The organism is Comamonas sp. (assembly GCF_036666375.1).
In the GTDB taxonomy this organism is placed as follows: Bacteria; Pseudomonadota; Gammaproteobacteria; order Burkholderiales; family Burkholderiaceae_C; genus Comamonas.
On record NZ_JAVWWA010000040.1, the window covers coordinates 1 to 13,313 of the forward strand.

Consider the following 13,313-nt stretch of genomic DNA (forward strand, 5'->3'; position numbering starts at 1 on the left):
AAAAAAATCTGCGTTCAGCGCCTGGCGACGATTTCGATCTTGCCGTTGCGCGGCTCAAGCCGCACCGGCAGCAGCGACGGCAAGGCCTGGGTGAAGGTGGCGAGCTGGCGCAGATCGACGCTGCCGCCCAGGCGCAGTGCGCCCACGGCGGGATCGCTCAGCACCAGGCGCGTATCGCCGTAACGCTCGAGTTCGGCCAAGGCCTCGCGCAGCGGCGTGTCGTTGAAGCTGATGCGGCCCTGGCGCCAGCTGGCGACGCTGGCGGGCGCAAACCTGGTCACGGGCTGCAACTGCGCAGCGGCGTCGGCCGTGACGCGCTGGCCCGCAGTCAATTCGATCTGCGCCTGCTGCGCGCCGGGCGCGGCCGGCGCCACGCGCACGCGGCCGGACTCGACCGCGACCACGGTATGTCCCGCATCCATGCCGGCCAGGGTGTGGCGCACGGAAAAGCGCGTGCCGACCACGGTCACCCGCATGGGCCCGGCGAACACCGAGAAGGGCTGGGCCGTATCGGCCTGTACCGCGAACATCGCCTGGCCCTCGGCCAGCCGCACTTCGCGCCGGTCGCGGTAGAGGCGCACATCGGCCTGCGTGGCCGCATCGAGCTGCAGCGTGCTGCCGTCGGGCAGGGCGATGTCCAGGCGCTGGCCGCGTTCGGTCGCGTAATGCTTTTCAAATGTCGGCTGGCCCGCATAGTGGTTCCAGCCCAGCCAGCCGCCAGCGACCAGGGCCACGGCGGCCATGGCAGTAGCTGCCTGCGGGAAGAAAGGCGCCAGGCCTGCAAGCCAGCCGCTGCGCTCCTTGGGCCGGTCGCGCTGCGCGGGCGCGGAGCGCCGCGGCAGACTGTTCCTGAGTGCCTGGATGCGGGCCGGCGGCAGGGCCTGTGCGGGCGTGGTGCTGTGCGCCATCTGATCGTAGGCCGTTGCGTGCTCGGGCGCCGCGCCCAGCCAGGCCTGGAACTGTGCTTCGGCGGCGGCGTCCATGGCCTCGCTGCGGCGCGTGGCCCACAGCGCGGCTTCCAGCAGCACCGGATCCTGGCCGCGCGCGAAGTCGTCGAACTCGCGCGCGTCCGCCGCGTCCTGCTTGGCCGCATGGGAAGGCGTGGTGGCGTGTCGGTTCATGGGCTCTTATAAGTGATGTCGCACGAGGCCTTCGAATCCTCACCCGGGTCTTTGAAAACAGTCATTTTTTCCGGCCCGCGGGTAGGGTCGGCGGCTGGCCCTGGATCTGCAGCTGGCAGGCACGGCAGGCCATGCGTCCGCGCGCAATGTGCTTTTCGACCATGCTGATCGACGCGCCCATGCGCTCGGCGATCTGCGCCTGCGGCAGGCCGTCGAACACATGCAGCACAAAGGCCTCGCGGCAGCGCGGTGGCAGGGCTTCGATGGTCGCGGCATAGGCTTCAAGCGCCTGGGACGAGGCGAATGCCGCATCGGGCTGCTGGTGGACGGGGGCGGGCGGGTGATCGGCTTCGGCCAGCGCCGCCAGATCATCGTGGCTGCGCAGCAGCTCGCGCCGGTGCTGGTCCACCATGACGTGGCGCGCGGTCTGATAGAGCAGGGCGCGTGGCTCGTGGATGGCAACTTCGGAGCGCTGGATGGCGAGCACGCGGGCATAGCTTTCCTGCACGACTTCGGCCGCCGCATCGCGGTCCTTGACCCTGCGGGAACAAAAATTCAGCAGTTCTCGGTAGTAGCGCTCAAGCACGGCAGCCCATGATCCAAGGTGGACACATTCCTGAAACAGTCTGGCGTAGAGACGTGGCGAGGGCTGGCCTGAGGAGCACGCAGATGGGAATGGCTCGTATTATGCCGGCAGTCGGCGCCGTCCATAATGCGCGCTGCACGATCAATGTGCCGGAGGGACAAAAATGAAGATTGCCGTACTCGATGACTACCAGAATGCCGTTGAAAAGCTGGGCTGCAATGCGCTGCTGAGCGCCCACGACGTCAGCGTTTTCACGCAGACCATGAACGAAGACCAGCTCGTGGCCGCGCTGCAGGACTTCGACGCGCTGGTGCTGATACGCGAACGCACGGAAATCACCGCGAGCCTGCTCGCGCGCCTGCCCAATCTGAAGTTGATCTCGCAGACCGGCAAGGTCAGCGGCCATATCGATGTGGACGCCGCGACGGCTGCCGGCGTGGCAATTGCCGAAGGCGTGGGCGACCCCACGGCGCCGGCCGAGCTGACCTGGGCGCTGATCATGGCGGCCTACCGCAAGATTCCGCAGTATGTCGCGCACATGAAGGCCGGCCGCTGGCAGGCATCTTCGCTGGACGCGCGCCACAACACGCCGGGCCGCGCGCTGCAGGGCGATACGCTGGGCATCTGGAGCTATGGCAAGCTGGGCAAGCGCGTCGCAGGCTATGGCAAGGCGTTCGGCATGGACGTTGTCGTCTGGGGCCGCGAAGCCAGCCGGGCCCAGGCGCTGGCCGACGGCTACCGCGTCGCCGACTCCAAGCAGAGCTTCTTTGCCCAGGCCGATATCGTGAGCCTGCACCTGCGGCTCAACGCCGCCACGCAGGGCATTGTGACCCTCGAAGACCTGCAGGCGATGAAGCCTTCGGCTCTGCTGGTCAATACCAGCCGCGCCGAACTGCTGGCGCCGGGCGCATTGCAGCAGGCGCTGGCCCAGGGACGTCCCGGCTACGCCGCGCTCGATGTGTTCGAGACCGAACCCGTGGCCGGCAATGAATGGTTTCTGTCGGCCGACAATGTCGTCGCCACGCCGCATCTGGGCTATGTCGAACAAAAGGGCTACGAGATCTACTTTCGCGCGGCCTTCGAGAACGTTGCCAGTTTCTTTGCGGGAACGCCGACCAATGTCTGCAATCCCGCAGCGCTGGCAAGCGCGTGAAGGCATCGATGACCATGCCGCAAATGCCCGGCCCCCGCCTGCGCCACGGCGTCTGGGAGTTTCCGGTCCACCATATGCGCGGCGGCACCTCGACCGGCCTGGTGATCTGGGAGCCGGCCGCGCCTGCCGACGATGAACTGCGCGAGGAACTGCTGCGCCACCTGATGGGCGTGCCCCTGGAGCGCGAGCGCCCGGGCAACAAACAGACCACGGGCTTGGGCCGCGGCCCGGCCACCAGCAACAAGGTGTTTTTCGCCCGCATGGAGCAGGCCGACGCCGGCGCGCGCCTGGTCAGCACGCTGGCCCAGCTCGCGGCCGACCATGGCCGCATCGACTGGAGCGTCAACTGCGGCAATATGTCCTCGGCGCTGCAGCTGTGGGCGCTGGACAGCGAACTGGTGGAACACATCGCAACCGGCGCCCACGAACTCGCGATACGCAACACCAACACCGGCGTGCTGACCACGTCGCGCATGGTGCTGCAAGCCGATGGCGGGTTTGCCACCGCCGAGATTCCGGGCGTGATGGGCCGGCACCCGGCCGTGGACCTGTTCCTGCACCAGCCCGCGGGCGCCAAGACCGGCGCGCTGCTGCCCACGGGCAACCCGGTCGACACCATTGCCGGGGTGCGCGTGAGCTGTGTCGACGTGGCCGTGCCCATGGTCATCGTGCGCGCCGCCGATCTGGGCAAGACCGGCCATGAATCGGTGGGCGAACTCGCAGCCGACGCCGACTTCCTGCAGCGGCTCAAGGCGATCTGGGTCGAAGCGGGCTTGAAGATGCAGCTGCGGCGCAAGAACGGCAGCCTGATGAGCGCCGGCGACATCGCGCAAAGCGAGACCCTTCCCAAGGTCTGCATCATCGGCGCGGCGCGCGCCGGCGCCGATCTCGCGGTGCGCTATTTCACGCCGCAGACCGTGCATGCTTCGCTGGCGGTCTCGGGCGGCTGCTGCCTGGCCGCGGCCACGCTGGTGGCGGGCTCGGTGGCGCACGAACTCGCGCCCAAGAGCGCGACATCGGTGCTGGGCGAAGTCAAGGTCGATATCGAGAACCCCGCGGGAATCCTGTCGACCACGGTGGTGGCTTCCATGCAGGGCGATGCCTTGCGCATTGCCTCGGCCGCGTACCAGCGCAGCGCCCAGGTGCTGCTCAAGGGCTATGTGCCGCTGTATGCGGCGTCGGCCGCATTGCGCGCGGCGCTGGCGCAGCGCGCCGGCTAGAGACGCCAGCGCTGCCTGCTCAGGGGCGCTTGCCCACTTCGGCGACTTCGCGCGTCCAGGCCAGGGCCTGCTCGCTCAGGCTCAAACCCAGGCCGGGGCGGGTGGGCACCAGCATGCGCCCGTCCTTGATTTCCAGACGCTCGTTGAACAGCGGCTCGAGCCAGTCGAAATGCTCGACCCAGGGTTCGGTCGCATAGACCGCGCCCAGATGCACATGCAGTTCCATCGCGAAATGCGGCCCCAGCGCCAGCCCGGCGTTCTCGGCCTGGGCGGCGATGCGCAGAAAAGGCGTGATGCCGCCGACGCGCGGCGCATCGGGCATCAGATAGTCGGCCGCGCGGTGGCGGATCAGCTCGGCATGCTCGGCCGCCGAGGTCAGCATCTCGCCGGTGGCAATCGGCGTATCGAACTGCGCGGCCAGCGCCGCATGGCCTTCGAAGTCATAGGCGTCCAGCGGCTCCTCGATCCAGACCAGATTGAACTGCTCGAAGATGCGGCACATGCGCTGCGCGGCGGGCCGGTCCCATTGCTGGTTGGCGTCGACCATCAGCGGCATGTCGTCGCCCAGGTGCCGGCGCACGGCTTCGACGCGCTGCACGTCGAGCGCCTGGTTGGGCTGGCCGACCTTGAGCTTGATGCCGCCTATGCCGCGCTCGCGCGAGGCCGCGGCATTGACCAGCAACTGGTCCAGCGGCGTGTGCAGAAAGCCGCCCGAAGTGTTGTAGCAGCGCACGGAGTCGCGCTGCGAACCCAGCAGCTTGGACAGCGACAGCCCCGCGCGCCGCGCCTTGAGGTCATAGAGCGCGACATCGAACGCGCCTATCGCCTGCACCGCCATGCCGCTGCGGCCCACCGACGCGCCAGCCCACTGCAGCTTGGTCCACAGCCGCGAAATATCGCTGGGGTCTTCGCCTATGAGCGCCGGCGCGATTTCCTTGGCATGCGCAAACTGGCCGGGCCCGCCCGCGCGCTTCGAATAGCTCAAGCCCAGGCCCTGGTGGCCATCCTTGGTTTCAATCTGCACGAACAACATGGCGATCTCGGTCATGGGCTTCTGGCGACCGGTCAGCACCTTGGCGTCGCTGATCGGGTTGGCCAGCGGCAGATAGCAGGACGAGACACGCACCCAGGCAATGCTGTCGGCGGGCAGTGGGGCGTTGGCGGAGGAGGGCATGGCGTTGGTCATGGTGTTTACGGGCGAAAAGATAACGTGGTCATTCATGCGCAAAAAAAGAGTGGGCCTTGGTGGGCGTTTTAAGAAATACGTTTATTGGTTTGCAACGCATCGCAGTGATGGCACTTGATGGGTGATGATAACGTTGTCATTTTGCGGGTCAATGGCTACACACCCGGGTTTTCCCTGGTCGTTTGGGCCGCGTGCGGGCTGCCATCGCCTTGTCTCGCATCGCGGCGCTGGCCCAGGCCGTAAACTAGCCGGGTAGTCAGGCCGCTCATGCCGAGTCGGCCCATGTCCATGAACACTCCCGTCCCTTTCAAAGCCGCCACGCTGCACGATGTCGCCCGCACCGCGGGGGTCTCGCTGATCACCGCTTCGCGCGCGCTGACCAATCCCAAGCTGGTTTCCAGTGCGACGATTCTCAAGGTGCAGGCCGCGGCCGAGGCCGTGGGCTATATCCCCAACCTGCTGGCCGGCGGCCTGAAGTCCCGACGCAGCATGCTGGTCGCAGGACTGGTGCCGGCGATTTCGGTGGCCCAGTTCCTGCCCACGGTGCAGTCGCTGACCGATGTGCTGTCCCAGGCCGGCTACCAGCTGATACTGGGTCAGACGGGCTACGACCATGCGCATGAGGAAGCGCTGATCAACACCATGATCAGCCGGCGCCCCGACGGCATCGTCTTCACCGGCCTGGTGCATTCGGCCAGCGCGCGCGAGCGCCTGCAGCGTGTGGGCATTCCCGTGGTCGAGACCTGGGACCTGAGCGAGCGCCCGGTCGACATGCTGGTGGGCTTTTCGCATGTAAAGGTGGGCAGCGCCATTGCGGGCTATTTCCTGGGCCGGGGTTGGCAGCGCGTGGGCATTGCCACCGGCGACGACCACCGCGGCGGACTGCGGCGCGAAGGCTTTCTCGCGGCCATGGGCCGAGACGTTCCCACGGCTGTCGTGCCTGCGCCCAGCAGCATGGGCCTGGGGCGCAGGGCGCTCACGGAACTGCTGACCAAGGACCCGGGCCTGCAGGCGATCTACTGCAGCTCGGACCAACTGGCCCAGGGCGTGCTGGCCGAAGCCCAGGCGCGCGGACTGCGCGTTCCCGAAGACCTGGCGGTTTGCGGCTTCGGCAACGCCGACTTCGCGGCCGACATGCAGCCGTCGCTGACCACCGTGCACGTGGACGGCGCGGCGATTGGCCGGCGCGCGGCCCAGCTGATCATCGACCGCAGTCACGGCAGGCCCATAGAGCAGCCAATCGTCGATCTGGGCTTTCGCATCATCGAGCGGCGCTCGACGTCACTGGAGCACGGCTAGCGCGCCTGGCCGGAATGGTCTCAGGACAGCGGCGTGATTTTGGTCACCGCGAAATTGATCATCTTGAGCTGGTCTTGCCTGTCGCTCTCGTCGCCAGGGGACACCGCGCTCTCGTCGTGCTCCACCCACAGTCCTTTTTGATTCTTGATGCGGATCTCATAGCGTGAGTTGTTCCAGGTGATGGCTTGCTTGCCCGTCATGGTGATCGCCAGCTTTTGCCCGGTTTTCTGATCGGTGGCCTGCAGCGTGACCGTATCGTCGAGATTGAACGTGACCAGATTGGGAAGCCCGCCTTGCACGCTGATGGTGAGTCTTTTGAATTGCTCCGCATCGGGGATACGCACCTGCCTGATGACCTTGACCGCGGTGAGTGCTGCGTCGCCGGGCTTCCACTGGACCTGTGCTTCGTCTTGCGCATGCAGCAGATCCACAAGTTTTTGCAGGTTCAAGCGTGGCAAATCTTCTGGCTTGATACGTCCCAGATCGACCGGCTGGAACAGCTGGAAGCGGTTTTTTGCACGCTCCTGCGCGCGTTCCTGGCCTTGGTGCACATAGGTTTCCTGGACGTCGAACGACCAGCCGGGCAGGGTGTCGAGATGGAACAGTTCCGAGAGCAAGGGCAGAAATTTTTCCGGCTCCTTTTCGTCGGAGAACAGTTCCTGGTCGAGCTTGAATGCCCATTCGCCGGCCGCATTGCGCTGGTTGAACGGCGCGAGGTTTTGCAGGCTCTTGAGGAAGTCGGCGGTCCAAACCGAGCCGTGCTGCGAGTAGGCTTCGTCGATCAGCTTGATGAACTGGTCGGCGGCGCTGCGTTCCTCGGCGTTCTGGCTTGCGGCTTTGAAGCTTTCCAGATGACCGCGCAGTTCTTTCGCGCCGATGGCGCCGATCAGCAACTTGATGGACGCGCTGGCATAGCTTCGGCCCCATCCCGATATGAAGCCACCCATGTCGCGATCTTCGTATTGGTCGGGAATGGGCGTTTCTTGCGCGCTGCCGGCGCCTGTGAAGATGGTGACCTCGCGGCCCGAAATGGCGGACGGGCGCTGGATCGCCGTGCCGGCAGCGGTTTCATCGCCGCCACTGCCCGATCCGCCGCCGCATGCCGCGAGCAGGCCTGCGGCGACAATCATTGCGCCCCAACGGGGCTGACGGCTGTTCCTCATCGTGGTTCTCCTTGCTGGTGGAGCGCCGCTCAGCCTGGGCCCTGGGCGCGCTGCAAGCATCAAATGCCATGCCGGATGCGTCACCTCGATTGAACAGTGCCGGCCCGCCGGCCCATGCCGGAAGACGGCGCGCCGCGTCGGTTGCGCCGCAACCGTGCCCGCGTCGGCGCGCGCCGCAGGCAGGAGTCAGGTGCTTTCGCGCACCACCAGCTCGTAGCCCAGCTCTATGCTGCCGGGCGCGGCCGCGCTGCCGCGCATCATGCCCAGCAGCATGGCTGCGCCTTCGCGGCCGACTTCGCTGCGCGGCGTGCGCACGGTGGTCAGCGAAGGCACCATCTGGTCGCTGCCGGCCAGGTCGTTGAAGCCGGCCATGGCGATGCGCGCGGGCACCTGCACGCCCAGGCGATGGGCGGCGAGCAGCCCACCCTGGGCGATGTCGTCGTTGCAAAAGAAGATGGCGTCGATGTCGGGCATGCGCTGCAGCATTTCCTCGAACAGCCGCGCGCCCAGCGCGATCGATGAACGCTCGGGGCTCAGCATTTCGAGCCGCGGGTCGTAGATGCCGGCGGCGCGCAGGCAGCGGCGATAGCCTTCGGCGCGCTGCAGCACGCGCGGATCGAGCTGGGCGCCGCAAAATGCGATGCGCCGCCGGCCGCGGTCCAGCAGGTGCTGGGTGATGGCCGCGCCGGCGTCGGTCTGCGAAAAACCCACGCAGGCCACGCCGGGCGCATCGCTGGTCTCCATCAGGTGCACGCAGGGCACGCCGCTCTGGGCGATCAGCCGGCGCGAGGTCTCGCTGCGGTCGAAGCCCGTGACCAGCAGGCCTGCAGGCCGGTGCGGCAGATAGGTGCGCAGCAGCAGTTCCTCCTCGGCGCTGTCGTAGTGTGTCACGCCTATCAGCGGCTGAAAGCCTTCGGGAAACAGCGTGCGGTGCACGGCTTCGAGCAGGTCGACAAACAGCGCGTTCGACAGCAGCGGCACCAGCACCAGCACCTGCGTGCTCTTTTGCGAGGCCAGCGCGCGCGCCGCGGGGTCGGGTACATAGCCCAGGCTGTCTGCGGCCTGCCGGACTTTGAGCACCAGCTGCGGATCGACGCCGCGCTCGCCGCGCAGCGCGCGCGAGACGGTGATCGGGCTCACGCCCGCGAGCTGGGCGACATCGGAAAGGGTGGTGCGACCGCTGGAGCGGCGCGAACGACGCGGTGCTTCTGTCAAGGGTTTGTCCTGATGACTGGAGAAAGTCGAAAAATCTATGATAGCGCTATCCGAGCGCGAAAACACCGCTATTTTCCCGCGATAATCCAACGCAAATTTTTCAGTACGAGGAATCATGCCCTCGTTTTTTTATGACCAACACGGATAGCGCTATCCAAAGTTTCCACCCGGTGGCGGCCCCTGTGCCGTGCCATGCCCATGCCCTGGTGGTGATGGGTGTTTCCGGCTGCGGCAAGTCCAGCGTGGCCCAGATGCTGGCCCAGACGCTGGGCTGGACGCTGCATGAAGGCGACGCCTACCATTCGCCCGAAAACGTGCGCAAGATGCAGGCCGGCATCGCCTTGACCGATGACGACCGCGCGAGCTGGCTTGCCGACCTGTGCGGCATCCTGGCCACGGCGAGCGCCAGCAGCGGCATCGTGCTGACCTGTTCGGCCTTGAAGCGCAAGTACCGCGATCGCCTGCGCCTGGCGCAGCCGCAGGGCGCGCTCGGCTTTGTGTTCCTGGACCTGGACTTCGCGACCGCCCTGCAGCGCGTGCAGCAGCGCCCCGGCCACTTCTTCTCGCCCGATCTCGTGGCAAATCAGTTCGCGACGCTGGAGCGCCCCGACGCCGAAGCCGGCGTGGTGGGCATTGACGCGACGCTGCCCCTGGCCGAGATCGTGCGCCGCGCCAACGCCTGGCACGCGCCGGCCGCGGCGTGACATATCCCGAAAACAAGGAAATACCCATGCATGCAGAAACAAGTCCAGTGAAGCCCAAGCCGCGCCTGCAGCGCGCGGCCGAGCTGTTCATGGTGGTGGCGCTGGCCGGAATGGTGGTGGCGGTGTTCGTCAACGTCGTGCTGCGCTACGTGTTCAACACCAGCATCGTCTCGTACGAGGAAATCTCGCGCTTGCTGTTCGTCTGGCTGGTCGCGGTCGGCTCCATCGTCGCTGCCTACGAGTGCAGCCACCTGGGTTTCGACATGGTGACTTCGCGCGTCAGCCCGCCGGTGCGCCGCGCGCTGTTCTGGCTCACGCAGTTGCTGGTCGTGGCCTGCATGCTGCTGCTGCTGTGGGGCTCGTGGGCCCAGGTCCAGGCCGGGCTGAGCAGCTACAGCACGGTCATGGGCTATCCGCTGGCGCTGGGCGCGGCGGCAACGCTGGTGCTGGCCGTAGGCATGCTGGTGGTGGCGCTGCGCGACATGCGCCGCGGCCCGCACGATCCGGCGCGTGACGGCTCCATCCTTGAAGTCGAATAAGGAGCTGGCAACATGGTCGTGACTTTCATTTTCCTGTTCGTGCTGATCGGCGGCATGGTGATCGGCATGCCGATCGCGCATTCGCTGGTGCTCACCGGGGTGGCGCTGATGTGGCACCTCGACTTCTTCGACACCCAGCTGCTGGCGCAGAACCTGCAGGCGGGCTTCGACAACTTTCCGCTGCTGGCCGTGCCGTTCTTCATCCTGGCCGGCGAGCTGATGAACGCCGGCGGGCTGTCGCGGCGCATCATCGATCTGGCCAGCGCCTTCGTGGGCCATATCCGCGGCGGCCTGGGCTTCGTGACGATTGGCGCGGCCGTGCTGCTGGCGTCGATGAGCGGCTCGGCCATTGCCGACACCGCGGCGCTGGCCACCATCCTGCTGCCCATGATGCGCGACCAGAAGTATCCGGACAGCTACAGCTCGGGGCTGCTGGCCTCGGGCGGCATCATCGCGCCCATCATTCCGCCGTCGATGCCGTTCGTGATCTACGGCGTGACGACCAATACCTCGATCAGCAAGCTGTTTCTCTCGGGCATTGTTCCCGGTCTGATCATGGGCGTGTTCCTGATCGCGGCCTGGTGGACCATCGCGCGCAAGTTCCAGCTCGCCAGCGGCCCTCGCATGCCCTGGGGCACGCGCTTGAAGACGCTGGCCAAGAGCTTCTGGGCCATGATGATGCCGGTCATCATCCTGGGCGGTCTCAAGGGCGGCATCTTCACGCCGACCGAAGCCGCCGTCGTGGCCGCGGTCTACGCGCTGTTCGTGTCGATGGTGGTCTACCGCGAGATGAGCTGGAACAAGCTGTATGACGTGTTCCTGGCCGCGGCCAAGACCACGGCCGTGGTGATGTTCCTGTGCGGCGCGGCCACGGTCACCGCCTACATGATCACGCTGGCCGACCTGCCCAACCTGCTGGCCGAAAGCTTCTCGGGCCTGCTGGGCAACCCCATGCTGTTCATGGCGCTGATGATGCTGTTCCTGCTGGTCGTGGGCACGGCCATGGACCTGACGCCCACCATCCTGATCTTCGGCCCGGTCTGCGCGCCGCTGGCCATGAAGGCCGGAATCGATCCGGTGTACTTCGGCTTCATGTTCATCTACGTGGGCTGTATCGGCCTGATCACTCCGCCCGTGGGAACGGTGCAGAACGTGGTTGCCGGGGTCGGCAGGCTGCGCATGGAAACCGTGATCAAGGGCACGACGCCGTTCCTGCTGGCCTATGTGCTGCTGGCCGTGCTGCTGGTGATCTTCCCGCAGATCGTGCTGGCGCCGCTGCGCTGGATGCATTGAAACCAAGTTTTTCCAAACCCGGGGGCATGGTGCCCCCCATATCAACCAGGAGACAGACATGCGAATCAAATTTGCCCTCGGCGCATTGGCCGTACTGATGGCGGCCGGTGCCGTGCAGGCCCAGGACTTCAAGCCGCGCATCGTGCGCTTCGGCTACGGCCTGGTCGATGACTCGAACCAGGGCCGGGCCGTGCGCCTGTTTGCCAAGGAGGTGGAGAAAGCCACGGGCGGCAAGATGAAGGTGCGCGGCATAGGCAATGCGGCGCTGGGCTCCGACATGCAGATGCAGCAGGCGCTGATCGGCGGCGCCCAGGAAATGATGGTCGGCTCCACGGCCACGCTGGTCGGCGTCGCGCCGCAGATGGCGCTGTGGGACACGCCTTTCCTGATCAACAATGCCAAGGAAGCCGACGCGCTGCTCGACGGCCCGGTGGGCGACAAGGTGCGCGCCACGCTCGAGTCCAAGGGCATCGTCGGTCTGGTCTATTGGGAAAACGGTTTCCGCAACCTGACCAACAACAAGCACCCGGTGACCAAGCTCGAAGACATGAACGGCATCAAGCTGCGCGTGATGCAGAACAATGTCTTCCTCGACAGCTTCAAGGCCCTGGGCGCGAACGCCGTGCCACTGCCGTTCTCGGAACTGTTCACGGCGCTGGAAACCAAGGCCGTGGACGGCCAGGAGAACCCGTACAACACCGTGGTGTCGAGCAAGTTCTACGAAGTGCAGAAGTACCTCACCGTGACCAACCATGTCTACAGCCCCTGGATGGTGTCGGTCAGCAAGAAGTGGTGGGATGGCCTGAGCAAGGACGAGCAGAAGGTCATCATGGACGCGGCCAAGAAGGCGCGTGACTTCGAGCGCAAGGACACGCGCGACGAAGCCGCCAAGGCCCTGGCCGATCTCAAGACCAAGGGCATGCAGGTCAACGAGCTGTCGGCCGCCGAAGCCGGCCGCATGCGCGACAAGCTGACCCAGGTCAACGCTTCGGTCGCCACCACCGTGGGCATGGACCTGTGGAAGCAGACGCAGGACGAGCTCGCCAAGATGCGCGCCGCGAAATGAGCCTGGCCGCCGCACCGGATGCCGCCGCACGCCGCGTCGCCTGGGTCACGGGCGCGGGCACGGGCATAGGCCTGGCCGGCGCCCAGGCGCTGGCCGAGGGCGGCTGGCATGTGCTGCTGTCGGGCCGGCGCGAAGACGTGCTGGCCCAGGCCTGCGCGCAGATCGCCGCGCGCGGCGGCAGCTGCGCGGCGCTGGCGCTCGATGTCGTCGACGCCTCCGCGGCCGAGGCCGCGGCGCAGCAGATTGCCGCGCGCCATGGCCGCATCGATCTGCTGGTCAATGCCGCGGGCATCAACGTGCAGCGCCGCAGCTGGGCCGACTGCAGCGCGGCCGACTGGGAGCGCGTGCTGGACATCAATCTGAAAGGCACGGTGCACACCATGCGCGCCGTGCTGCCCATGATGCGTGCCGCCGGGGGCGGCGCCATCATCAACGTGGCGTCCTGGGCCGGGCGCTTCACCGCGGCCATGCCCGGCGCGGCGTACACCGCCAGCAAGTCGGCCGTGGCCGCATTGACGCACGAATTCAACATCGAGGAATTCCGCCACGGCCTGCGCGCCTGCTGCCTGCTGCCCGCCGAAGTGGCGACTCCCATCCTGAAGCAGCGCCCTGTGCCGCCGTCCGACGAGGACATGGCGCGCATGCTCCAGCCCCAAGACCTGGGCCGCACCATTGCCTTCGTCGCGAACATGCCTGCGCATGTGTGCATGAACGAGATACTGATCAGCCCCACCTGGAACCGCATGTTCCTTTGAGAGAACTTTCCGC

The 13,313-nt window shown here is 66.5% G+C and carries 13 protein-coding genes; 8 read left to right on the plus strand and 5 right to left on the minus strand.

The annotated features are described in order from the left end of the window. Positions 1 to 14 precede the first annotated feature (14 nt). Together RR928_RS11750 and RR928_RS11755 are read right to left on the minus strand one after the other, a co-directional pair. Positions 15 to 1,121 carry a FecR family protein gene (locus RR928_RS11750; protein ID WP_332536087.1) on the minus strand — a complete coding sequence of 369 codons (1,107 nt, stop codon included), beginning with the start codon at positions 1,119 to 1,121 and terminating at the stop codon, positions 15 to 17. A 61-nt stretch (positions 1,122 to 1,182) separates the two neighbouring features. After that, positions 1,183 to 1,707 (minus strand): sigma-70 family RNA polymerase sigma factor, encoded by a 525-nt coding sequence (locus tag RR928_RS11755; RefSeq protein WP_332682615.1) that lies wholly within the window; start codon positions 1,705 to 1,707, stop codon positions 1,183 to 1,185. A 163-nt stretch (positions 1,708 to 1,870) separates the two neighbouring features. On the opposite strand from RR928_RS11755, the gene RR928_RS11760 reads away from it, so the two are divergent. After that, positions 1,871 to 2,860: a D-2-hydroxyacid dehydrogenase family protein gene (locus RR928_RS11760; protein ID WP_332682617.1), complete on the plus strand. Its 990-nt coding sequence runs from the start codon at positions 1,871 to 1,873 to the stop codon at positions 2,858 to 2,860. A gap of 8 nt (positions 2,861 to 2,868) precedes the next feature. Continuing rightward, on the plus strand, positions 2,869 to 4,080 hold the full coding sequence (locus tag RR928_RS11765) for a PrpF domain-containing protein (protein WP_332682619.1): 1,212 nt from the start codon (positions 2,869 to 2,871) through the stop codon (positions 4,078 to 4,080). A gap of 19 nt (positions 4,081 to 4,099) precedes the next feature. Here RR928_RS11765 and RR928_RS11770 read toward each other — a convergent pair whose 3' ends face one another. Continuing rightward, on the minus strand, positions 4,100 to 5,254 hold the full coding sequence (locus RR928_RS11770; protein WP_332536092.1) for an L-talarate/galactarate dehydratase: 1,155 nt from the start codon (positions 5,252 to 5,254) through the stop codon (positions 4,100 to 4,102). A 300-nt stretch (positions 5,255 to 5,554) separates the two neighbouring features. Here RR928_RS11770 and RR928_RS11775 point away from each other — a divergent pair, with 300 nt between their 5' ends. Beyond that, positions 5,555 to 6,565 carry a LacI family DNA-binding transcriptional regulator gene (locus tag RR928_RS11775; protein WP_332536094.1) on the plus strand — a complete coding sequence of 337 codons (1,011 nt, stop codon included), beginning with the start codon at positions 5,555 to 5,557 and terminating at the stop codon, positions 6,563 to 6,565. Positions 6,566 to 6,585: 20 nt separating this feature from the next. Here the strand turns inward: RR928_RS11775 and RR928_RS11780 are convergent, their stop codons facing one another. Together RR928_RS11780 and RR928_RS11785 are read right to left on the minus strand one after the other, a co-directional pair. Further along, complete coding sequence (locus tag RR928_RS11780) at positions 6,586 to 7,728, minus strand: hypothetical protein (protein WP_332682622.1); 1,143 nt, start codon at positions 7,726 to 7,728, stop codon at positions 6,586 to 6,588. Positions 7,729 to 7,914: 186 nt separating this feature from the next. Beyond that, a complete protein-coding gene (locus tag RR928_RS11785; protein ID WP_332536097.1) occupies positions 7,915 to 8,943 on the minus strand; it encodes a LacI family DNA-binding transcriptional regulator in 1,029 nt (342 codons plus the stop codon). Between the two features lie 212 nt (positions 8,944 to 9,155). On the opposite strand from RR928_RS11785, the gene RR928_RS11790 reads away from it, so the two are divergent. From RR928_RS11790 to RR928_RS11810, 5 genes are read left to right on the plus strand one after another with little or no spacing between them, the layout of a single operon-like run. Beyond that, entirely contained in the window at positions 9,156 to 9,647 is a 492-nt protein-coding gene (locus RR928_RS11790) for a gluconokinase (protein WP_332536181.1), read from the plus strand. 26 nt (positions 9,648 to 9,673) lie between these two features. Next, positions 9,674 to 10,186, plus strand: coding sequence for a TRAP transporter small permease (locus RR928_RS11795; protein ID WP_332547870.1), 513 nt, complete (start codon positions 9,674 to 9,676; stop codon positions 10,184 to 10,186). A gap of 12 nt (positions 10,187 to 10,198) precedes the next feature. Further along, complete coding sequence (locus RR928_RS11800) at positions 10,199 to 11,479, plus strand: TRAP transporter large permease (RefSeq protein WP_332536100.1); 1,281 nt, start codon at positions 10,199 to 10,201, stop codon at positions 11,477 to 11,479. Positions 11,480 to 11,537: 58 nt separating this feature from the next. Further along, positions 11,538 to 12,545, plus strand: coding sequence for a TRAP transporter substrate-binding protein (locus RR928_RS11805; protein ID WP_332536101.1), 1,008 nt, complete (start codon positions 11,538 to 11,540; stop codon positions 12,543 to 12,545). Then, positions 12,542 to 13,300: an SDR family oxidoreductase gene (locus tag RR928_RS11810; protein ID WP_332536103.1), complete on the plus strand. Its 759-nt coding sequence runs from the start codon at positions 12,542 to 12,544 to the stop codon at positions 13,298 to 13,300. Before RR928_RS11805 ends, RR928_RS11810 begins: the two co-directional genes overlap by 4 nt. Positions 13,301 to 13,313 lie beyond the last annotated feature (13 nt).